The organism is Burkholderia sp. IMCC1007, from assembly GCF_027257875.1.
In the GTDB taxonomy this organism is placed as follows: Bacteria; Pseudomonadota; Gammaproteobacteria; order Burkholderiales; family Burkholderiaceae; genus Burkholderia.
In genome coordinates this window covers 42,739-62,446 of record NZ_JAPVQY010000024.1, presented here as the reverse complement: position 1 = coordinate 62,446, position 19,708 = coordinate 42,739, and the positions used below count along the sequence as shown (strand labels likewise).

The window sequence follows — 19,708 nt, the reverse complement described above, 5'->3', positions numbered from 1 at the left end:
CGTCGCGGAAGGCGCTTCAAGAACTACCTGTATGCATTGCGTCGTCAGCATGGCGTGAGCAACCGGACTGAAGCCGCGTTGTGGCGCGCGCGTCACGTATCGGCCGAGCTTGCTGCGTTCTCATCCGCGTTCACGTTCACGTTCACGTTCACGGCAGCCGGCAATTCACGCTGCTCGCGAATGTCGCGACAGGCCAGCGGTGTGCCACCAACCAGCGTCGCGTTGAACCTCATACGCCCGGGGCCGGCGGCGGAGCGCTCGACGCCGATCATCGGTAACAACTTGTCCGACTGACCGAGCGCAGGGCGCACATACTGGAATGGCGAACGGGCCGCGCCTGCCGCCGGGCCCGTTCGCTGGCGCCCATCGACATCAGGCGCCCGCCTGCTTACGCGACATGCGCGACGCCGTATTGCGACGACAGATATCGCCGGATATCGGCGGGCGAATCGATGAAGCGCCGGCCGTTGTGCTCGCGAACGCCGATCGCATCATCCTTCGGTGTCTGCCCGTTGCCGAGCACGAGCACGGGTGCCGACTGGTTGTCCTCGCCGATCAGCGCGACGATCGGCTGGCGCGGCCGCGGCGCGTCGATATACTCGACCGCGACCGCGTCGCGCAATTGCGGATAGAAACTGAGCAGCCCTTCGACGGCAACCGAGTCGCCGCAGTAGAACGGACCTTCGGAGTCCTTGAAGAAACCCGGGCGGAGAATGAACAGTGTGTCTTTCATGATGGCCTCGCTATCAGTGGTGGTCGAACGTTGAAAAAAGCGTGATGCGTCGTGATACGAACGTGCGCTGCGTTGCCCCGATGTCAGGCTTCCGCGCATGCGGCCGCGGCGGCGCGCATTCTCGCGAAACCGGCGTCGAGATCGGCGATCATGTCGTCCGGATGCTCGAGCCCCGCGTGAATGCGCAGCAGCGGGCCGGCGGCCGCCCATTGCGTCGCGGTGCGATGGCGCGACGGGTTCGACGGGATGATCAGGCTTTCGAAGCCGCCCCAGCTATAGCCCATGCCGAAGCACGTCATCCCGTCGAGCAGTGCACGCACGGCTTCGTCGGGCTGCGGATGCAGCACCAGGCCGAACAGCCCGCATGCGCCCGTGAAGTCGCGCTGCCACAGCGCGTGGCCGGCATCGCCCGGCCGCGCCGGATACAGGATCCGCGCGACTTCCGGCTGCTGCGCGAGCCATTCGGTCAGCACGTGCGCATTGCGCTGGTGGCGCTCGAGCCGGACCGACAGCGTGCGCAGGCCGCGCAGCGCGAGATACGCGTCGTCGCCGCTGACGGTCATCCCGAGCTGCCGATAACAGCGCGTGACTTTCGGCGCGAGCGCCTCGGTGGTCAGGATCACGCCCATCAGCAGGTCGGAGTGGCCGGCGATGTACTTCGTCGCGGCGTGGATCGACACGTCGACACCATGCGAGAACGAACGGAAATTCAGCGGCGTGCCCCACGTGTTGTCGAGCAGCACGACCGCGCCGTGCGCGTGTGCGACGCGGCAGATCGCGGGAATGTCCTGCACTTCGAAGGTCAGCGAGCCGGGCGATTCGGCGAATACGGCGCGCGTGTTCGGCCGCATCAGCGACGCGATGCCGGCGCCGAGCGCCGGATCGTAGTACGTCGTCTCGATGCCGAGGCGCGCGAGCGTGTCGTCGCAGAAGGAGCGCGTCGGGTCGTACGCGGAGTCGACCATCAGCAGATGGTCGCCGGGATCGAGCACCGCGAGCAGCGCGGTCGCGATCGCACTGAGTCCGCTCGGCGTCAGCAGCGCGGCGTGTGCGCCTTCGAGACGCGCGAGCGCCTTTTCGAGCGCGCGCGTGGTCGGGCTGCCGTGCCGTCCGTACGCGAGCGGCGTGCCGCGCACCGCGTCGAGTGCATCGGTGCCGTGAAAGAGCAGCGTCGACTGGCGATACACGGGCGGATTCACCGGCGAGCCGGGCTGCCCATGCGAGCGGCCTTCGTGAGCGAGGAGGGTGTCGGTCGAGTGCGGGTGGTTCAAGATGTCGTCCTTTGAAAGTCGGTCAATCGAGGCAGTGCGGCCGTCGTGCGCTCAATGCAGGATCTTGTCGAGGAAGTCGCGCGCGCGGTCGGAGCGCGGCGCGGCGAAGAACGCATCGCTTGCCGCATCCTCGACCACCGCGCCCTGGTCCATGAAGATCACGCGATGCGCGACCTTTCTCGCGAAGCCCATTTCGTGCGTGACGCACACCATCGTCATCCCGTCGCGCGCGAGCTCGACCATCACGTCGAGCACTTCGTTGATCATCTCGGGATCGAGCGCGGAAGTCGGTTCGTCGAACAGCATCGCGACCGGGTTCATCGACAGCGCGCGTGCGATCGCGACACGTTGCTGCTGGCCACCCGACAACTGCCCCGGATATTTGTGCGCATGCGCTTTCAGGCCGACGCGATCGAGCAGCTTCATCGCGTTCTCGATCGCCTCGTCCTTGCGGCGGCCGAGCACCTTGATCTGCGCGAGCGTCAGGTTGTCGGTGATCGACAGGTGCGGAAACAGCTCGAAATGCTGGAACACCATGCCGACCCGCGCGCGCAGTTGCGCGAGTTTCGCGGCCGGGTCGCCCAGCCGCATGCCGTCGACGACGATGCTGCCTTTCTGGAACGGCTCCAGGCCGTTGATCGTCTTGATCAGCGTCGACTTGCCGGAGCCCGACGGCCCGCACACGACGACCACTTCACCTTTCGATACCGCCGCGCTGCATGCGGAAAGGACCTGATGCTTGCCATACCACTTCGATACGTTGTCGAGCGTGATCATGTTGTGTCCGTGGTTGAGGTTCATGTTGAGGGCGGCGCGTGCATGCTCAATGCGCGGACGGCAACGAGAGACGCGTTTCGACACGGCCCTGCAGGCGCGTGAGCAGCGTGCTGAGCACCCAGTAGATCGCGGCGGCGGCGAGATAGAGCGGCAGCGGCTGGAACGTCGCGGCGATCACTTCCTGCGTCGAGCGCAGCAATTCGGTGACGGTGATCACCGACACGAGCGACGTGTCCTTGATCAGGCTGATCAGCGTGTTGCCGAGGCTCGGTACGGCCAGGCGCAGCGCCTGCGGGCAGACGATGTAGCGCAGCGTCTGCACGTGCGTGAGGCCGAGGCTGTGCGCGGCCGCCCATTGCCCGCGGCCGATGCCGAGGATCGCGCCGCGCATGCTTTCGGACAGATACGCGCCGGCATTGAGCGTCAACGTGAAGATGCCGGCCGTCGTCGGGTCGAGCGTGATGCCGAGATCGGGCAGCCCGTAGTAGACGACGAACATCTGCACGAGCAGCGGCGTGCCGCGCATCAGGCTCACGTAGCCCTGCGCGAGGCTGGATGCGAGCCGGTTGCTGCCGATGCGCATGATGGCGACCACGAGCCCGACGACGAGGCCGAGCGCCATCGACGCCACCGCGAATTTGAGCGTGAACAGCGCGCCCTTCACCATGACGGGCAGCGTATGAATGATCAGATCGAGTGCTTCCATCGCGTGTCTCCTGATTGTGTTTCGGCCGGCCCGCGCATCGGGGGCGCGCGGGCCTTTGCAGCGCTGCGTTATTGCGTGACCGGCCGCGAGGTATCCGTGCCGAACCACTGCATCGAGATCTTCTTCAGCGTGCCGTCCTGCTGCAGCGACGCGACCGCGTCGTCGATCGCCTTCGCGAATTTCGGATTGCCCTTGCGGAACGGGATGCCCATCCGGTCTTCGCCGCCCGGGACCACGGCGCCGGGGCGCAGCGGCAGGTGCGAGTTCTTGATCAGGTAGCTCAGCATCAGGCGGTCGTTGACCGCCGCATCGATGCGGCCCGCCGCGAGGTCGCGCAGGTTCTCCGGCGTGCCCGGATACACCTGCAGATCGATCGCGGGCACGGTCTTCACGAGATCGACGTAGTTGCTGCCCATCGTCACGCCGACTTTCTTGCCCTTCAATTCGTCGAGCGACTTGAATGCACGCGCGTCGTTCTGGCGTTGCAGCAGTTGCGCGGACGAATACACGTACGGCGTACTGAAATCGAGTGCCTGCTGGCGCGACGGCGTGATCGCCACCTGGTTCACGATCACGTCGAACTTGCCGGCCTGCAGCCCGGCGAGAATCCCGCTCCATTCGGTCGTCACGAACTGCGGCTTCACGCCGAGCCGGGCCGCGACCGCCTTCGCGACGTCGACGTCGAATCCTTCGAGCTGCCCGTCGGCGTTGCGGTAGTCGAACGGCGGGTAGGTGCCTTCGAGCGCGATCTTCAGTACGCCGGCCTGCTTGACGGTGTCGAGCAGATCGGCCGCGTGCGATGCCGTGGCGGCAACGCAGAGGAGGGCGGCGGCGAGGCCTTGCTTGAGCGTCGGGGTGAAGTGTTTCATGGTCGTCTCCGTGGTCGTTGTCGGAAAAAATCGAGGGCGTGCGTGTCCGCGGCGACGGGCGGCGTCGCCGTGGGCGGGAAGCGGATCGAAGGCGCCGCGGCCGGATGCGGCGCGGCGAGTGTGGCGGCGAGTGCGACGCGCGCCGTTCGCCGCGATGCGTTGCGGCATGCGTTCGCGCACGCAGGCGGAGCGCACGGCGTTCGTATCGAACGGGTTCCGGTGCGCGACGAAGAGTTCAAGCATCGTGTTCATGATTGCCCGTGCGGCTTGCGAGTGAGGTAGACCGGGTGCATCGTCGATGCGTATCCGGCGACGCAAATGCTGAACGACTGAGGGCAATCTTAGTTTTGTCAAAAAGGAAAGTGCTTCCAAAAATGCACGCACTTTCCACGCGCCGTGGAATGTTTTTCTCTCCGCGTGGAACGTGATGCAAGCGATCTGCTGCGGTTGCACGGCGTGTGCAGCATGCGGTGCTACGGCGCACGTGAGCGGTTGCCCTGTGCGGGCAGCACGCGCGAAAAGCAAAACGGCCACGCATGCCGGAAGCGGCAAGCGTGGCCGTGAGCGCTCGACGGGCGTCGAACGCAGCGTGAAGGCGCGGTTACTCGAACGTTTCGAGCGCAAGCAGTTCGCTGATCGTCTGCCGGCGGCGGATCAGCCGCGGCGTGCCGCGATCGACGAGCACTTCCGGTGCGAGCGGCCGGCTGTTGTAGTTCGAGGACATCGATGCGCCGTACGCGCCCGCGTCGTGCAGGAACAGCAGGTCGCCGATCTGCGGCTGCGCGAGCTTGCGGTGCGTAACCACGCCGCCTGCGTCCTGCGTGAACACGTCGCCGGATTCGCACAGCGGCCCGGCGATCGCGATGTCGACGAGCGGCCGGCCGGCGGGCAGCGCGCCGTCGTGCGCATGCACGGACACCGCGTGATAGCTGCCGTACATCGACGGGCGCATCAGGTCGTTGAAGCCCGCATCGATCAGCACGAAGTCGTGCTTCGGCCGGCGGTTCACGCCCTGCACTTCGGTGACGAGCGTGCCGGCTTCGGCAACGAGGAAGCGGCCCGGTTCGATCTCGATGCGCACCGCGTGGCCGAGATGCCGTTCGATCCGCTTGCGCGCGGCGTCCCACTGGCTGAAGTAGTGGCCGACGTCGACGCGCGGCTCGCCGTCGCGATACGGAATCGACAGCCCGCCGCCCGCCGAGATCGCTTCGATGTCGTGGCCGAGCGACGTGACGAGATCGACCATCGCGTCGCACACCTGCGACAGGTGGCCGTAGTCGACGCCCGAGCCGATGTGCATGTGGATGCCGACCAGCTTCAGCCCGTGCTGGCGCACGATCTCGATCGCGCGCGGCACGTCGTCGATCCAGATCCCGTGCTTGCTCTGCGGGCCGCCGGTGTTGGTCTTGTTGCTGTGGCCGTGGCCGAAGCCCGGATTCACGCGCAGCCAGACGCGATGGCCGGGCGCGTGCTCGCCGACGCGCGACAGCATGTCGAGCGAACCGGCGTTCACCGTCACACCATGCGCGAGCACGGCCGCGAGCGTCGGGCGGTCGATCAGGTCGGCGGTGAACACGACGCCTTCCGGCTCGCCTGCGGGACTGAACCCGGCCGCGAGGCTGCGCTCGATCTCGCCGAGCGACACGGCATCGACGCACGCGCCTTCTTCGCGCATCAGCTTCAGGATATGCAGGTTCGAGTTCGCCTTCTGCGCATAGCGGATCACGTCGAACTGGCGCAGTTGGGCGATGCGCTCGCGGATGACGTCGGCGTCGTACACCCACAGCGGGGTACCGTATTGCTGCGCGAGCGCCGCGAGCTGGCGGGAATCGAGGGACATGGCGGACGAATCGGATCGAATGAACGGATAGCGTGAATGATGCGCCTGAAAGGCTATACAGTAAAATGCCTGTTTATCGACATTCGATTCACTCTGGATATAGGTGCCATGCTCACACACCGGCATATCGAGGTTTTCCGCGCGCTGATGGTCACCGGCAGCACGACGCGCGCGGCCGAAATGCTCTACACGTCGCAGCCGACCATCAGCCGCGAGCTCGCGCGCATGGAGCAGGTGGTCGGCTTCGCGCTGTTCGAGCGCACGCATGGCCGGCTGCGGCCGACGATGGCCGCGCTCACGCTGTTCGACGACGTGCGGCTCGCCTATGTGGGGCTCGAGCGCGTCGCGGCGACGGCCGCGCGGCTGCGCGAGTTTCGTGACGGACAGTTGTCGGTGATCGCGCTGCCGGCGTTCTCGCACGCGATCCTGCCCGGGGCGTGCCGGCGTTTTCACGACGCGCATGCGGGCGTCAGCGTGTCGGTCGCGACGCAGGAGTCGCCGGTGCTCGAGGAATGGTTGACCGCGCAGCGCTACGATCTCGGGCTGACCGAGCACGACGCCGCGCCGGCCGGCACCGTGCTGACGCCGCTGCTCGAGGTCGACGAGGTGTGCGTGCTGCCCGACGGTCATCCGCTGCTGGCGCAGGACGCGATCGATCTCGCGGATCTCGCCGATCGCCCGTTCGTGAGCCTGTCGCTGAACGACCCGTACCGGATCATGATCGACGAGGCGTTCGCGCAGCTTGGCGTCGCGCCGCGCTCGGTGATCGAAACGCCGTCGGCGGTGTCCGTGTGCGCGTTCGTGCGGCAGGGGCTCGGCGCCGCGATCGTCAATCCGCTGACCGCACTCGATTTCGTCGGGCGCGATCTGCATGTGCGGCCGCTCACGCGCTCGTTTCCGTACCGCGTCAGCGTGATCGTGCCGGAGCACCGGCCGAAGAGCCTGCTCGTCGACGCATTCGCCGACGCGCTGCGCGGCGAAGCGAAAGCGATCCGGCGCCGGCTCGCGGCGCTGCCCGGCTAGCGGCGGCCGTATGATGAACGTTTCGCTGCAGTCGTCGCGATCCTCGTCCTCACTTTCACGGAAACGGAACCTGTCATGACCGACGCTTCATCTTCCCTCGCGCAACCGACGCTCACCGGCGAGCGCATCGAACTGCGGCCGCTCGAAGCGTCCGACCGGCAGGCGTTGCTGGATGCCGCCGCCGACGGTCAACTATGGAACCTGAAGGTCACGGTCGTGCCGGGTGCAGCAACGGTCGACGCGTATATCGACACCGCGCTGCAGGGGCGCGCGAGCGGCACCGTGATGCCGTTCGTGATCGTCGACCGCGCATCGGGCCGCGTGATCGGCAGCACGCGTTTCTGGAAGATCGACCGCCAGCATCGCAAGCTCGAGATCGGTCATACGTGGCTCGGCGAATCTGCGCAGCGTACGCGCGCGAATACCGAAGCGAAATGGCTGCTGCTCGCGTATGCGTTCGACACGCTGCACTGCGTGCGCGTGCAGTTCACGACCGACGAGCTGAACGAGAAGTCCCGCGCGGCGATTCTGCGGCTCGGTGCGAAGCAGGAAGGGATCGTGCGTCACGAACGGATCATGCCCGACGGCCGCAAGCGCAATTCGGTGCGCTTCAGCATCATCGACGACGAATGGCCGGAAGTGCGCGAGCGGCTGAAGGCGAAGCTCGCGACGTAATGTGTAGTGCGTAGTGCGTGTCGGGTGCCGCATGCATCGCGCCGCCGGAATGGGGGCGGCGGCGCGACGATGGGGCAGGTAGGGTGCCGCGCGCCGTGCGCGGCCGTGCATCGCGTTACTGCGCCGATGCGAGGTGGTGACGTTGCGCGAGCTTCTGCGCGTCCGCGTAGTGCGCCTGCAGGATCGGCAGCGACTGGCGTGCGACTTCCTTCAGCTTCGTGTCGCGGCCCGACGCGATTTCGGCCTGGAACGCCGAGATCGTCTTCTGCTCGCCGGCGAGCGCGACCTGCTCGATATACGCCTTGTCGAAGTCCGCGCCGCGCAGGTTCTTGATGCTGTCCAGCACGGTGGTGTCGGGATCGTTGGCCGGCACGTCGACGCCGCGCGGGCTCGCTGCGCGCATTGCCTGGATGATCTTCTCATCGTCGGTCGACACGCGTTTCGCGAACGCCTTCACCTGGCTGTCCGACGTGCGCGAATCGGCGATGCGCGCGGCGTCGTGCTGCGTAGACACGGTCTTCGTGCCGTCCGTGATGAAGGCCTGGTCGGCTTCGTGGATGCGTACATTCGCGGCAGCCGGTGCGGCCGCCGACGGTTGCGCGGATTGCGCGTTCGCCGTCACGGCGACGAGCAGCAGGCCAGCGGCAGACAATGCAACGCGCGAGATGGTGGGAAAGCGGTTCATGGGACCTCCTTTCGATCGGGGCTCTGATTAACGGACGGATCGCGTGATCCGCAGCTGTGCGAGAGACCGGGCGCGCCCGGGCCGGAATCGACCGCCGCTCTGCCGCGGTGGCGATCGAAGTGTTTCGCGGCCCGACTGATTCTAGGAGAGCGTGCGGGTAGCAGGTGCAACCGCGCTGTGGTTTGTGTAACGGTTGGTAAGACGAATCAAAGTACGCGCGAACGGCAGGTAGTGCGTACCTGTTGCGCGTATCGCGGCGGCAATTTTTGCGTGCACGGTGTGCTCGAAATGGATGCGGCGTGCACGCGTGTCATCGGCGTTTCATCATCGTGCGGGTAGCACGCGCAGCGGATGCGCACCGGTATGCGTACCACATGCGTGACGTCGTATCGAACCGAGCACGCGAATCGCGAGACATCGATCACACGCGATCGAGCAGCGCGTCGAGGCGCGGCAGCAGCGGCGTCGCGCAATGCGACTGCAATGCGTCGGGCGCCGTGTAGCCCCATGCGACACCCAGGAACGCGATGCCCGCGCGGCGGGCCGCATCGGCATCGCGGATTTCGTCGCCGACGTACAGCACGTCGGCAGGCTGCATGCCGGCTTCGCGCACGAGCGCGCGCAGCCGGTGCGCCTTGCCGAACAGCGAAATGCCGCACGCGAAGATGTCGACGTGGCGGCTCGCGCGCGGCCCGAGCCGGTCGCGCACGATGTCCTCGGTGTTCGACGTCGCGATCGCGATGCGGATTCGGCGCGCGGCGAGCGCATCGAACGTATCGTCGACGCCGGGGAACAGCTTCACCTGCGCAATGTTCGGCCGCATCAGCCGACGCATGTCGACCGTCACGCGCGGCACTTTCCACATCGGCACGTCGAGCGCACGGATGATCTCGCGCGCCGACATCCCGCGCAGCGCGGCGCGAAGTTCGGGCGTGGCGTCGCGAAAGCCGTGCAGGCGCGACGCCTGCGTCAACGCCGCGAGAAAACAGTCGAGCGAATCGGCAAGCGTGCCGTCGAAGTCGAACGCGATGAGTCGGTAGGGCATGAAGCGGTACGGTAAGTGATTGCGCAGGCGACGCGGTGACCGAATCGAGTCAAGTTGCGTGCACAACCGTTTGTGCGTGCGGTGACGCGCCATAGTCGAGCAGCTTTTTCGCGTCGTCCGGATGCACGGCGCCGACCGCAATGCCGCCCGCGAAGCGCGTGACGGCTGCACTGCAAGACCGACTGGACGCTGCCGGCGCCGTGAGCGGGGAAGGGGAAGGCCGCGGCGTTGGCGCTACGCGTAGTGATAACGGCACGACACGATGCTGATCTGAAGATCGTCCGCTTCATAGACCAGGCGGTTCGTATCGTCGATGCGGCGCGACCAGAAGCCGGACAGATTGGCCTTCAGCGCTTCGGGTTTGCCGATACCTTCGAACGGCGTCCGCTGCGCTTCGCGAATGAGCCGGTTGATGCGCTTGAGCGTCTTGCGGTCTTGCCTCTGCCAATAAACGTAGTCGTCCCGCGCGTCGGAAGTAAAGAGCTCGCGGCGGACGCTCATTCATCGTCCTCCGCGAGCTTGTGCGCTTTCGTCTTGCCCTTGCGCAATCGCGCAATTGCGCGATCGAGCGTTCGAGATGGGCGACGTTCGCCGGCGAGCGGAGCAGATGGACCGTCTCCATCAGGCTGTCATAGTATTCCTGCGACATGATGACTGCGTTTGGCGCGTCGCGACGCGTGATGAGCGTCACGTCCGCATCGTTGACGACCTGATCGATGACCGTCTTCAGATTGCCGCGAGCAGCCGAGAAGTGGATCGTGCGCATGGTCTGTCTCACTTGTACTCAAAACCGCACAAGTATAGCGCCGGTGAAATTGTTGTACGGATCGTCGTACATGTCGAATCGTGTGCCGCTTGTCGACCACCTCGCGCCGCGCTATCGTTGCTGCTTCGCCCCGATCCGACCGGAGAGCCGACGTGCCCGCAGCCACACCCGCCACGCTGAGATTTTCCACCGACAAGCGCGAGCTCGACATCGACGCGATCTTCGATTTCCTGCATCGCGACGCGTACTGGTCGCAGGGCATTCCGCGCGACGTCGTCGAGCGCGCGATCGACGGGTCGTTGTGCTTCGGCGCGTATGTCGGTAACAGGCTCGTCGGGTTTGCGCGGCTCGTCACCGATCACGCGACGTTCGCGTACCTGTGCGACGTGTTCGTGTTGCCGGCCGAACGCGGCAACGGCTACGGCCGCGCGCTGATCGATCACGTGTTTGCACAGCCGATGGTGCAGGGCCTGCGCCGCATCATGCTGATGACGACCGACGCGCACGCGTTGTACCGGCCGGTCGGTTTCGGGCCGTCCGCGCATCCCGAACGGCTGATGGAGATCCGCCGCCCGGACATCTACGCGAAACGCTGACGCACGGCGAGCGCATACGAGCGCATACAATACGCGCTTTCGTTTTTGCCGAAGGAAAGCAGATCATGACCGAACAGGAAGCCGAACAGCTCGCCACGCATCGCCACTACAAGGGCGGGCTGTATCGCTACATCGGCGTCGCCCGTCATTCCGAGACCGAGGAATCGGTCGTCGTGTACGAGCATCTGTGGCCGCATGCGCGCGGGCTGTGGGTGCGGCCGGAAGCGATGTTCAACGAGAACCTGCCGGACGGCACGCCGCGTTTTCGCAAGCTGCGCGACTGAGCAGCCGCCGCCGACCGGCGGCAGGTGCAAGCGCAGCGTGCATCGTCGCCAGCCAGCGCAACGACGCAGGCATCACGCGCGTGTCAGCGCTTTCTCCAGCTCGGGCGGCGCGTGCACGACTGTCACGGCGGGCGTCCCGTGCCATGCCGCGAGCTTTTTCACGGCCTTCGCGACGTCGGCCGCGAGCCCGCTGCCGAACCGCACGCCGGGCTCGACATGGAACGCCTTCAGCTCGAACGTGCCGAGCACGCGATGCGCCTTCGCGTCGACGCGCCCGATCAGCCGGCCGCGATGCAGCACCGGCAGGCAGAAATAGCCGTAGCGCCGCTTGTGCGCGGGCGTATAGCACTCGATCGTGTAGTCGAATCCGAACAGCGTCGATGCGCGCCGCCGGTCCCACACCACCGGATCGAACGGCGACAACAGCGTCGTGACCGTCGAGCGCAGCGTGTCGGCCGCGGCGGCAGGCAGCAGCGCTTCGAGCGAGCGATGCACGTAGGCCGGCTCCTTCCAGTCGGCGATTTCCACCGGAATCAGGTCGCCCGCGTCGGCGAGCCGCTCGAGCTCCGCGCGGTACGAACGGCGCGGCAGCCGATAGTAGTCGGCCACCCAGTCCGCCCGCACGACGCCGAGCGCACGACACGTGTAGTCGAGCAGCGCGGGCAGCACCGCTTCGCGCGGCGGCAGGTCGCGCGCATCGTCCCAGCCGGGCAGCACGCGCTCGCGCACGTCGTACACGCGCTGGAAATTGCGGCGCTCGGACACCATCAGGTCGCCGGTCGTGAACAGCACTTCAAGATGCTTCTTCTCCGGCTTGCGGTCCCACCAGCCGTTGCCCTTCGCGCCGTCTTCGCGGATGAAGTCCGCCGAGCGCACCGGGCCTTCGTCGCGAATCCTCGCGAGCAGCCGTTCGATGTCGGCGCGGTTCTGCTCATGCCATTCGGCCGCGTATTTCCAGCCCATCCCCGATGGATCGAGCATCTTGTAGCGCATCAGCCCGAACTGCTCGACGGGCAGGAAGCACGCTTCGTGCGACCAGTATTCGAACAGGTGCGCGTCGGCGAGATGTTCGTCGAGCCATTGCGGGGGGAAGTCGCCGAGGCGGCTGAACAGCACGAGATACGGGCTGCGCGCGACGACGTGAATGGTATCGATCTGCAGCTGCGCCATCCGGCGGATCGTGTCGAGCACGTCGGCCTTGGTCGCCTTGCGGCGCGGCGGAGTCAGCAGGCCCTGCGCGGCGAGATGCAGCGCGCGGGCGGCGGCGGGCGAGAGCGTAAGCATCGGAACGGCGGTCGAGGGTGACGGTCGGGCACCACTTTAGCGCGAAAGCGGCACGCGCGTGCGGTGCGGGCACGGGTTGCATCTGACAATGCTTGACAGATGCGCGGCGCGAGTTTCCCTATAGTGCAGTCATCGCGCGACGAAATGTGCGCGCAACGATTCCGCTTCCGACGCACGATATGTCCATGGCACGCAGGAAGCGAATCCGGGATTCTCACCCCCCAAAACGAGAGACCCGGAGCCCTGAGCGGACATCCATGCGGCTGTGCACCGGCCCCGAGTGGATGTCCGCTGATTTTTTTGTTTTTCCGGTTTTTCGCTGCCGGCCTTTCGCGGCCGACCTTCCCGCCGAGCTTTTTCCCGCCGGTTCGCTTTCCCGCCCGCTCGTTTATTGCCGCTTGCCGCGCGCGACTTCGTCGCCGGCGCCGGGCGGCAGCCGCCGCGTGATCGGAATCGATGCGAACGAGCACAGCCCGACCACGACGAACGCCGGCCAGAAATCCGACCACACCATCGTCTGGTGCCCTTGCAACCAGTGCGAGATGTGCAGCACGAGGCCCGCGACCGTCACGCCGAGCCCGAGCGACATCTGCTGCACGACGCTGCCGAGGCTGGTGGCGCGGCCCGCGTCGCTCTGCGAGATGTCCGCGTAGATCATCGAATTCAGGCTGGTGAACTGCAGCGCGGGGAAGATGCCGCCGACCAGCACGATCATCCAGATCGCCCAGGTCGGCATGCCCGGATGGAACAGCCCGTACGCGGCGATCGCGAGCCCGGCGAACGCCGCGTTGTAGATCAGCACCGTGCGAAAGCCGAAGCGGCGCAGCGTATGGGTGGCCGTCGAGCGGCTCACCGCGCCGCCGAGCGCGGACGCGCACGTGATCAGGCCGGAGTGGAACGCGCTCATCCCGAGCCCTTCCTGCAACGCGAGCGGCAACAGGAACGGCACCGCGCCGAGGCCGATGCGGAACAGCGAGCCGCCGACCACGCTCGCGTGGTACGTCGGGATCTTCAGGAAGCTGAGGTCGAGCACCGGGCGCGCCTTGCGGCGCGCGTACGGCACGTAGAGCGCGAGCATCGCGGTACCTGCCGCGCACATCATGATCGCGTTGCTGCGCGACGTGAGCGAACCGTCGATCAGCGTGAGCCCCATCAGCAGCAGCGCCGCGCCGCTCGCCGACAGCAGGAAGCCGAACCAGTCGAGCGGCCCGGGATCGGGCTCGTGCGTGTTCGCGATGTGCTTGCTCGCGAGGTAGATCCCGTAGATACCGATCGGCACGTTGATGAAGAAGATCATCCGCCAGTGCAGATAGGTCGTGATGAAGCCGCCGACGAGCGGCCCGACCGTGGGCCCGAACAACGCGGGAATCGCGAGGTAGTTCATCGCGCGCACGAGATCGGAGCGCGGCACCGCGCGGAAGATGATGATCCGGCCGACCGGCACCATCATCGCGCCGCCGACGCCTTGCACGAAGCGCGCGAACGTGAGCACGCCGAGCGAGTTGGACGCCGCGCACATCAGCGAACCGGCGACGAAGATGCCGATCGCGGTGCGGAACACGGCGCGGGCGCTGAAGCGGTCGGCGAGCCAGCCGCAGATCGGGATGAACACGCCGAGGCCGACCACGTAGGCCGTGATCGCAATGTTCAGCGTGACGGGGTTGTGCCCGAAGTCCCTCGCCATCGCAGGCAGTGCGGTGACGATGATGTTCGCGTCGACGCTTTCCATGAACAACGCACAGGCAACGATGAGCGGTGCTAGAAAGACGGGCGACATGGGCAGGGCGCGCGGTAAAGATGCCATTATGCCCAGAATGTGGTCGGTGCGTCACGCGAGACAACGCTTGTTCTGCATGTTGCAACAGTCGTTCCTGCTACGGCGTTCGGCGAAAGAGACGACTGCCGTTGCGGTGCGGATGTGACCCGACGCCTGTGACGCAGATGACGGCGACGCGCGGGCACGGCAGCGAAGCTTGCATGCGCCGCGCGTTTCGTGCGACAGTCGACCCTATCTGCGGAATACAACCACGCGCATCGATCGACGGCCATCGAGACGAGCGCACGCGCGAACGAGACCCCTGCCGAGCCACTCACCATCGAAAGGAGGGGAACGTCATGACGTCACGTCGTGCCGCATCGTTCGAATCGACCGCATCGCATCCGGACTCGCTTCGCGACTCACATCCGCTCATGCCCGCGCCGCGCTCGCGCTGGGCAGCCGTCATGGCCGTCGCGTACCTGGCCGTTGCCGGTTGCGCCGCACAGGCCGACAGCGCGAACCGGGCCGCCGCGCAACCGGCCGCGCAGGCTTCAGCGCCCGCCACGACGGCGTTCACGACCGCTGCTTCCGGCGCGCTGCTGCCGCCGCCGAGCCAGTTGTACGGCGGCCTGTTCGTCGCGGTGCAGACGGCCCAGCTCTATCCGGACCAGAAGACCTTCGTCGACGCGACGCCCGATACCGATCCCGCGACGATCATGCAGTTGTATCAGCAACAAAAATCGCAACCGGGCTTTTCGCTGAAGGCGTTCGTCGACCAGCACTTCACGCCGCCGCCCGAGGGCGGCGTCACGCCGCCGGCGAACCAGACGCTGCGCCAGCACATCGATTGGCTATGGCCGCAGCTCACGCGCACGAGCGCGACGGTGCCCCCGTACAGTTCGCTGATCCCGATGCCGAAGCCGTACGTGGTGCCGGGCGGCCGCTTCCGCGAGGGCTACTACTGGGACACCTATTTCACGATGCTCGGGCTGCAGGTGTCGGGTCGCGAGGATCTCGTCGACGACATGCTCGACAACTTCGCGCATCTGATCGACACGGTCGGGCACATCCCGAACGGCAACCGCACGTACTATGCGAGCCGCTCGCAGCCGCCGTTCTTCGCGTACATGGTCACGCTCGCCGCGCAGGCCGAAGGCGACAAGGTCTACCAGAAATACCTGCCGGCGCTGCGCAAGGAGTACGCGTACTGGATGCAGGGAGAAACCACGACGCCGCGCGGGCAGGCCGCGCGCCACGTGGTCGCGATGCCCGACGGCGCGGTGCTGAACCGCTACTGGGATGCGAGCGACACGCCGCGCGATGAATCGTATCTGGAGGACGTCACGACCGCGAAGGCCGTGCCGAACCGTCCGGCGAACGACGTGTATCGCGACCTGCGCGCGGGTGCCGAAAGCGGCTGGGACTACAGCTCGCGCTGGTTCGGCGACGGCAGGACGCTCGCGACGATCCGCACGACATCGATCGTGCCGGTCGACCTGAACAGCCTGATGTTCAATCTCGAGCGCACGATCGTGAAGGGCTGCACGGTATCGCACGACGTCGCGTGCGTCGCGGACTTCTCCGGGCGGGCCGCCCGCCGCGCGGCCGCGATCAATCGCTATCTGTGGAACCGTCACGGCTATTACGGCGACTACGACTGGCAACTGCGCAAGCCGCGCGACGCCGTGTCGGCCGCCGCGCTGTATCCGCTGTTCGTGGGCGTTGCATGGCCCGAGCGCGCGAAGGCGACCGCGCGCGAAGTGCGCAAGACGCTGTTGCAGCCCGGCGGCCTTGCGACGACGACCGAGAACACGGGCCAGCAGTGGGACGCACCGAACGGCTGGGCGCCGCTGCAGTGGATCGCGATCGAAGGGCTGCGCCGCTATGGCGAACCGGCGCTCGCGAACGACATCGGCACGCGCTTCCTGACCGACGTGCGGCACGTGTATGCGACCGAAGGCAAGCTCGTCGAGAAGTACGTGGTCGAAGGTGCGGGCGAGGGCGGCGGCGGTGGCGGCGAATATCCGCTGCAGGATGGCTTCGGCTGGACCAATGGCGTCACGCTGAAGCTGCTCGAGCTGTACGGCGACAATGGGCAGTAGCGGGCAGTAGCGGGCGGTAGCGCACAAGGACCGGGCGCACGAGCGCCCGGACCCACACGGGCCGGATCACCGCGCAAGCGGCGTCCGGCCCGTGTCGGATCCGCGATGCGTCAGAACGTGATCGTCGTGCGCACGCCGACCACCGTTTCGTCGCCGATGCGCGCGCCGGCCGCGTTCGGGTTCGGGATGCCGCCTCCCGGCCGGAAGAAGTGCTGCAGGTCGGCCTGCAACTGCCACCACGGCGTGACCTGATATTGGTAGGTCGCTTCGATCACGGTCTCTGCGCGGCGCACCGGATAGCCGGGCGTCGTGTAGGTGCCCGTGTCGCCGTCGAGCCCGCGCGCATGCGAGCCGATCTTTGCGTAGCCGACGGCGATGCCGGCCGTGTCGTTGTCGCGTCCGGCGAACGGCGCCTTCAGCGTGACGCCCGCATTGGCCGCGAAGTCGACGACGTTGCGATCGCCCGGCGCACCCATCACGCGCGCGAACACGCCGACCGAGCGCGGGCTGTCGGCCGCCGGCCGCCACACCATCTGATCCGCGACCGCATAGAACCCGTAGTTGCCGCGATGCGTGGCGGGGATGCCGTTGCTCGCCGGATTCGCGAGCGACAACCCGTCGCTGCCGAAGCGCGAATCGTTCGCGTGCTGCGACTGATACCAGAAGCCGATCTTGTACGTACCGGGCAGGCCGGCCGGCTGCGGCGCCTTCGGATCCGCGGGCGGCGTGTTCAGCGCGTACTGGAGTTCGCCGATCACGAACGCACCGCTGCGCAGGTTGAAGTTGGTGCCGTGCGCGTTCAGCGCCTGCGCATCGCCGTCGTCGCGGCCGGCCGGATTGCCGTCGAACACGCCGACCATCGCGGTCCACGCATCGGCCGGCTTCACGCGCAGACGCACGCCGAGCGACGACAACGGATACGCGGGGCCGCCGGCCGGCAGGTCGGTCGACGGCAGCACGGGCCAGCCGAACGTCGCGTTCATGAAGGTCGCCGCGTACTGGCTCACCATGAATTCCTGGTCGACGCTCTGCTGGCCGACCTTCACGTCGGCCTTGCCGTCGAGAAACGCCTGCTGGTACCAGAGCTCCCACAGGCGCGTGGTCGAATTCGCCTCGATGCCGGTGGCAGTCTGCAGCGTCTGCAGGTAGCGCTGCGTGAGGTTGGTGCCGTGGATCTGCAGGCCGGACACGTTGAACGTGCCGCCCGGCAGCCCGATCGCCTTCTCGGTATCGACGTCGAAGCCGAATTGCGTGAGGCCCTGGTATGCGCCGCCGCGTGCGGTGCCGCCCGCGGCGTTGTACAGGTATTCGCTGGTTTCCTGCAGGTTCAGCGTGACGCCGCGATCGCCGAGCACGTCGCGCAGGCCGCCCATGTTGCCGAGCAGGTTCGAACGCTCCCGGAAGCCGGTGGGAGCGGGCGCGGCAGCATCGGCGGCCTGTGCGGGAGCGGCGGCGTCACTGGTGCCGCTGGCCGGTTCGGCGGTAGCGGCAGCAGCAGCGGTCGGGGCTGCCGATTGCGCGAACGCAGGCACGGCGGCGAGCGACAGCAGCAGCGCGGCCAGTGCATCGACGCGCGGTGTTCGCAGTGCGGGTTCGAAGCGAATCTTCATGTGGACTCCATGAGTTGATTGATTGGTTGAACTGATGAAGGGGTAACGTCGGCCGATCCGGTGCGCGGACGGCGCGTGACACGCGGCCGCCCGGTGGCGGACGCGCTTACGGCAGCCAGCCGCCGATACGCCACACGTGCGCGAAGCCGACGCGCGAAGCGCTCGTGCAGAGCAGCGCGACGAGCGCGACGGCGACGGCCATCGCGCCGAGCAGCGCGCAATCGAGCGGGCGGGGCGCCGCCGGCAGCTGCACGAGCGCCGTGCCGCGCCAGTTGCCGAATGCGTGGGCGAGCGGCGAGAGGGCCGAAACGAACGGGCGGTCGCATCCGGCGTGGACGAGTCGCTTGAGTCTGGCCGCGAACGATTGAAAGAACATGACGCTGCCTCCGTCCGGTCCGGCGAATGCCGGACGACGTGAACGAGCGCGGGCGCACGACGCGACCTGCGATCGGAGGGTGGAACGTAACGGAGCGTGCAACTGGCGAACCGGCGATGCTGGCCCGGGAGGAAGCGCGCTAACCCGACGAATGCGAGCTAGCGGCGTAAGACATGCGTCTGGCTGCTATCTCGCGATGGCTTGGCCGGCCTGGACCGGCATCGAACTGCAACTAGAGCATGTGTCCACGGAGGGACTCCCTTGATGAATTGGGGCGGATTGTAGTCGCGAGTTTTGCTGCGGCGCAAGCAAAAAACGCATAAAAAGCAGCGCGCGTGGCGCGGACGCCGCAGCCGATCGTTCCGGGCACCGGAGGTGTCGACGGTTGGTACGACCCACCGCGACGCCGTTGTTCGTACGCGCCGCCCGGGTGGCGCACGCGCCACGCTGAAAGGTTACGGCACGTGTTTTCGCGGGTAAATCTTTCAGTGCGGCGATGCGCGAAATTTATTTCGGAAAATGGGGTTTCGAGGGGTTGACTTCACTTTCGGGGCGTCCATAGAATCCGCCATCTTCACTCTTGGGGCCGCCGCCTTGGACGCCTGCAGTAGTCGATCTTCGAACGAAATTTCCGCCTGAGCGACCGACGTCCGCGCCTCATCGAAGCCGCCGTTTGTCGCCCAGGCAAACGGTGCGCGCAGCAGTACTCCGCAGCAACTCCCTACGTGCACCCTGATTCGCGCCGGTTAGCGTGATGCGTTTTCGCATGCGCCGTCCGGTTTGACCGCCGCCTGGCAGGCGGCCGCGTTCGCGCATCCCGTTTCCGGGCCCGCGAATGCCGGCCCGCACGCCGTGCGGCGGGTAACCGTGTTCGCAGGAACACCGCACAGGAGCCGCCATGAACGACAGTGACAGTTGTCCCTTATGCCCGTTGCACCAACAGACCCTTTTGAACCCGGGTCGCAGGGACACTCCGGCTCGCTAGCCTGACACGACGTTCAGGCCCGGACTGGCCCCGCGCCCACCACGCGGCCGGCACGCATGCCGTCGCCGCCAGGAGCCAGCCCATGAACTTCGGCCTTCTGCTGTCGAACCTCCCGCAGGTCACGCAATCGCGCCCCCACTACGACGCGATGTTGACGCTCGACGCCCGCCCGCGGGTGTTCTCCCGTCTGCTGAACCGCCTGAAATCGTTGATCCGCTGAAGCAGCGCCGAGCGCGCCTCGGCATGCGCACACGTGGCCGCCATCAAGCAGCCGCCCGCGTGCATGCCAAGGTCGCATGCTTGCCAGATAACCATTAGCCGT

The 19,708-nt window shown here is 66.7% G+C and carries 21 protein-coding genes and 2 pseudogenes; 7 read left to right on the top strand and 16 right to left on the bottom strand.

From position 1 onward, the window contains the following. Positions 1-92 precede the first annotated feature (92 nt). The 7 genes from O1Q03_RS20915 to lysA form a co-directional block, all read right to left on the bottom strand. Positions 93-272, bottom strand: a complete 180-nt coding sequence (locus tag O1Q03_RS20915; protein WP_269505835.1) for a hypothetical protein — start codon at positions 270-272, stop codon at positions 93-95. Between the two features lie 116 nt (positions 273-388). Then, positions 389-733 (bottom strand): DUF3088 domain-containing protein, encoded by a 345-nt coding sequence (locus O1Q03_RS20910; protein ID WP_269505834.1) that lies wholly within the window; start codon positions 731-733, stop codon positions 389-391. Between the two features lie 83 nt (positions 734-816). After that, the gene (metC, locus tag O1Q03_RS20905) at positions 817-2,004 is read right to left on the bottom strand and encodes a cystathionine beta-lyase (protein WP_269505833.1); all 1,188 of its coding nucleotides are present in this window, start codon (positions 2,002-2,004) and stop codon (positions 817-819) included. A gap of 51 nt (positions 2,005-2,055) precedes the next feature. Next, positions 2,056-2,781, bottom strand: coding sequence for an amino acid ABC transporter ATP-binding protein (locus tag O1Q03_RS20900; RefSeq protein WP_269505867.1), 726 nt, complete (start codon positions 2,779-2,781; stop codon positions 2,056-2,058). 46 nt (positions 2,782-2,827) lie between these two features. Then, positions 2,828-3,487: an amino acid ABC transporter permease gene (locus O1Q03_RS20895; protein ID WP_269505832.1), complete on the bottom strand. Its 660-nt coding sequence runs from the start codon at positions 3,485-3,487 to the stop codon at positions 2,828-2,830. A 68-nt stretch (positions 3,488-3,555) separates the two neighbouring features. Next, positions 3,556-4,356 (bottom strand): transporter substrate-binding domain-containing protein, encoded by an 801-nt coding sequence (locus O1Q03_RS20890; protein WP_269505831.1) that lies wholly within the window; start codon positions 4,354-4,356, stop codon positions 3,556-3,558. Between the two features lie 601 nt (positions 4,357-4,957). After that, positions 4,958-6,196: a diaminopimelate decarboxylase gene (gene lysA / locus O1Q03_RS20885; protein WP_269505830.1), complete on the bottom strand. Its 1,239-nt coding sequence runs from the start codon at positions 6,194-6,196 to the stop codon at positions 4,958-4,960. Between the two features lie 108 nt (positions 6,197-6,304). Between lysA and O1Q03_RS20880 the strand changes: the two genes are divergently transcribed. Together O1Q03_RS20880 and O1Q03_RS20875 are read left to right on the top strand one after the other, a co-directional pair. After that, entirely contained in the window at positions 6,305-7,219 is a 915-nt protein-coding gene (locus O1Q03_RS20880) for a LysR family transcriptional regulator (protein ID WP_269505829.1), read from the top strand. A gap of 75 nt (positions 7,220-7,294) precedes the next feature. Continuing rightward, positions 7,295-7,894, top strand: a complete 600-nt coding sequence (locus O1Q03_RS20875; protein ID WP_269505828.1) for a GNAT family N-acetyltransferase — start codon at positions 7,295-7,297, stop codon at positions 7,892-7,894. Between the two features lie 115 nt (positions 7,895-8,009). Here O1Q03_RS20875 and O1Q03_RS20870 read toward each other — a convergent pair whose 3' ends face one another. The 4 genes and pseudogenes from O1Q03_RS20870 to O1Q03_RS20850 all read right to left on the bottom strand — a co-directional run bounded on the left by O1Q03_RS20870 (position 8,010) and on the right by O1Q03_RS20850 (position 10,390). Beyond that, on the bottom strand, positions 8,010-8,579 hold the full coding sequence (locus O1Q03_RS20870; protein WP_269505827.1) for a DUF4142 domain-containing protein: 570 nt from the start codon (positions 8,577-8,579) through the stop codon (positions 8,010-8,012). A gap of 421 nt (positions 8,580-9,000) precedes the next feature. Continuing rightward, on the bottom strand, positions 9,001-9,624 hold the full coding sequence (locus O1Q03_RS20865) for an HAD hydrolase-like protein (RefSeq protein ID WP_269505826.1): 624 nt from the start codon (positions 9,622-9,624) through the stop codon (positions 9,001-9,003). Positions 9,625-9,858: 234 nt separating this feature from the next. Then, entirely contained in the window at positions 9,859-10,125 is a 267-nt protein-coding gene (locus O1Q03_RS20855) for a Txe/YoeB family addiction module toxin (protein ID WP_269505825.1), read from the bottom strand. Further along, positions 10,122-10,390, bottom strand: a pseudogene (locus O1Q03_RS20850) (type II toxin-antitoxin system Phd/YefM family antitoxin). The gene O1Q03_RS20855 and the pseudogene O1Q03_RS20850 overlap by 4 nt, the downstream one beginning before the upstream one ends. A gap of 152 nt (positions 10,391-10,542) precedes the next feature. On the opposite strand from O1Q03_RS20850, the gene O1Q03_RS20845 reads away from it, so the two are divergent. Together O1Q03_RS20845 and O1Q03_RS20840 are read left to right on the top strand one after the other, a co-directional pair. Continuing rightward, a complete protein-coding gene (locus O1Q03_RS20845) occupies positions 10,543-10,986 on the top strand; it encodes a GNAT family N-acetyltransferase (protein WP_269505824.1) in 444 nt (147 codons plus the stop codon). Between the two features lie 65 nt (positions 10,987-11,051). After that, positions 11,052-11,270, top strand: coding sequence for a DUF1653 domain-containing protein (locus O1Q03_RS20840; RefSeq protein WP_006751720.1), 219 nt, complete (start codon positions 11,052-11,054; stop codon positions 11,268-11,270). Positions 11,271-11,342: 72 nt separating this feature from the next. Here O1Q03_RS20840 and O1Q03_RS20835 read toward each other — a convergent pair whose 3' ends face one another. From O1Q03_RS20835 to O1Q03_RS20830, 3 genes and pseudogenes are all read right to left on the bottom strand, one after another. Then, a complete protein-coding gene (locus O1Q03_RS20835) occupies positions 11,343-12,554 on the bottom strand; it encodes a winged helix-turn-helix domain-containing protein (protein ID WP_269505823.1) in 1,212 nt (403 codons plus the stop codon). 129 nt (positions 12,555-12,683) lie between these two features. After that, positions 12,684-12,864 (bottom strand): annotated as a pseudogene (locus tag O1Q03_RS40230) (hypothetical protein); the annotation flags it as partial. A gap of 78 nt (positions 12,865-12,942) precedes the next feature. Further along, positions 12,943-14,331 carry an MFS transporter gene (locus O1Q03_RS20830; RefSeq protein ID WP_269505822.1) on the bottom strand — a complete coding sequence of 463 codons (1,389 nt, stop codon included), beginning with the start codon at positions 14,329-14,331 and terminating at the stop codon, positions 12,943-12,945. Between O1Q03_RS20830 and O1Q03_RS20825 the strand changes: the two genes are divergently transcribed. Both O1Q03_RS20825 and treA read left to right on the top strand, forming a co-directional pair. Continuing rightward, entirely contained in the window at positions 14,282-14,476 is a 195-nt protein-coding gene (locus tag O1Q03_RS20825) for a hypothetical protein (RefSeq protein ID WP_269505869.1), read from the top strand. The genes O1Q03_RS20830 and O1Q03_RS20825 overlap by 50 nt on opposite strands. A gap of 193 nt (positions 14,477-14,669) precedes the next feature. Then, entirely contained in the window at positions 14,670-16,415 is a 1,746-nt protein-coding gene (treA, locus tag O1Q03_RS20820) for an alpha,alpha-trehalase TreA (RefSeq protein WP_269505821.1), read from the top strand. Between the two features lie 110 nt (positions 16,416-16,525). Here the strand turns inward: treA and O1Q03_RS20815 are convergent, their stop codons facing one another. Then, on the bottom strand, positions 16,526-18,025 hold the full coding sequence (locus O1Q03_RS20815) for a carbohydrate porin (protein ID WP_269505820.1): 1,500 nt from the start codon (positions 18,023-18,025) through the stop codon (positions 16,526-16,528). Between the two features lie 106 nt (positions 18,026-18,131). Beyond that, positions 18,132-18,401, bottom strand: a complete 270-nt coding sequence (locus tag O1Q03_RS20810) for a hypothetical protein (protein ID WP_269505819.1) — start codon at positions 18,399-18,401, stop codon at positions 18,132-18,134. A 1,067-nt stretch (positions 18,402-19,468) separates the two neighbouring features. Here O1Q03_RS20810 and O1Q03_RS20805 point away from each other — a divergent pair. Further along, positions 19,469-19,606, top strand: a complete 138-nt coding sequence (locus O1Q03_RS20805; protein WP_269505818.1) for a hypothetical protein — start codon at positions 19,469-19,471, stop codon at positions 19,604-19,606. Positions 19,607-19,708: the final 102 nt, after the last annotated feature.

Excerpts from the sequence above, each read along its gene's own strand:
- O1Q03_RS20900 (WP_269505867.1), bottom strand. The coding sequence starts at position 2,781 with ATGATCACGCTCGACAACGTATCGAAGTGGTATGGCAAGCATCAGGTC.
- O1Q03_RS20840 (WP_006751720.1), top strand. The coding sequence starts at position 11,052 with ATGACCGAACAGGAAGCCGAACAGCTCGCCACGCATCGCCACTACAAG.
- O1Q03_RS20825 (WP_269505869.1), top strand. The coding sequence starts at position 14,282 with ATGAACAACGCACAGGCAACGATGAGCGGTGCTAGAAAGACGGGCGAC.
- O1Q03_RS20910 (WP_269505834.1), bottom strand. The coding sequence starts at position 733 with ATGAAAGACACACTGTTCATTCTCCGCCCGGGTTTCTTCAAGGACTCC.
- treA (WP_269505821.1), top strand. The coding sequence starts at position 14,670 with ATGACGTCACGTCGTGCCGCATCGTTCGAATCGACCGCATCGCATCCG.
- O1Q03_RS20915 (WP_269505835.1), bottom strand. The coding sequence starts at position 272 with ATGATCGGCGTCGAGCGCTCCGCCGCCGGCCCCGGGCGTATGAGGTTC.
- lysA (WP_269505830.1), bottom strand. The coding sequence starts at position 6,196 with ATGTCCCTCGATTCCCGCCAGCTCGCGGCGCTCGCGCAGCAATACGGT.
- O1Q03_RS20835 (WP_269505823.1), bottom strand. The coding sequence starts at position 12,554 with ATGCTTACGCTCTCGCCCGCCGCCGCCCGCGCGCTGCATCTCGCCGCG.
- O1Q03_RS20880 (WP_269505829.1), top strand. The coding sequence starts at position 6,305 with ATGCTCACACACCGGCATATCGAGGTTTTCCGCGCGCTGATGGTCACC.
- O1Q03_RS20895 (WP_269505832.1), bottom strand. The coding sequence starts at position 3,487 with ATGGAAGCACTCGATCTGATCATTCATACGCTGCCCGTCATGGTGAAG.
- O1Q03_RS20810 (WP_269505819.1), bottom strand. The coding sequence starts at position 18,401 with ATGTTCTTTCAATCGTTCGCGGCCAGACTCAAGCGACTCGTCCACGCC.
- O1Q03_RS20855 (WP_269505825.1), bottom strand. The coding sequence starts at position 10,125 with ATGAGCGTCCGCCGCGAGCTCTTTACTTCCGACGCGCGGGACGACTAC.
- O1Q03_RS20865 (WP_269505826.1), bottom strand. The coding sequence starts at position 9,624 with ATGCCCTACCGACTCATCGCGTTCGACTTCGACGGCACGCTTGCCGAT.
- O1Q03_RS20870 (WP_269505827.1), bottom strand. The coding sequence starts at position 8,579 with ATGAACCGCTTTCCCACCATCTCGCGCGTTGCATTGTCTGCCGCTGGC.
- O1Q03_RS20815 (WP_269505820.1), bottom strand. The coding sequence starts at position 18,025 with ATGAAGATTCGCTTCGAACCCGCACTGCGAACACCGCGCGTCGATGCA.
- O1Q03_RS20805 (WP_269505818.1), top strand. The coding sequence starts at position 19,469 with ATGAACTTCGGCCTTCTGCTGTCGAACCTCCCGCAGGTCACGCAATCG.
- O1Q03_RS20890 (WP_269505831.1), bottom strand. The coding sequence starts at position 4,356 with ATGAAACACTTCACCCCGACGCTCAAGCAAGGCCTCGCCGCCGCCCTC.
- O1Q03_RS20830 (WP_269505822.1), bottom strand. The coding sequence starts at position 14,331 with ATGTCGCCCGTCTTTCTAGCACCGCTCATCGTTGCCTGTGCGTTGTTC.
- O1Q03_RS20875 (WP_269505828.1), top strand. The coding sequence starts at position 7,295 with ATGACCGACGCTTCATCTTCCCTCGCGCAACCGACGCTCACCGGCGAG.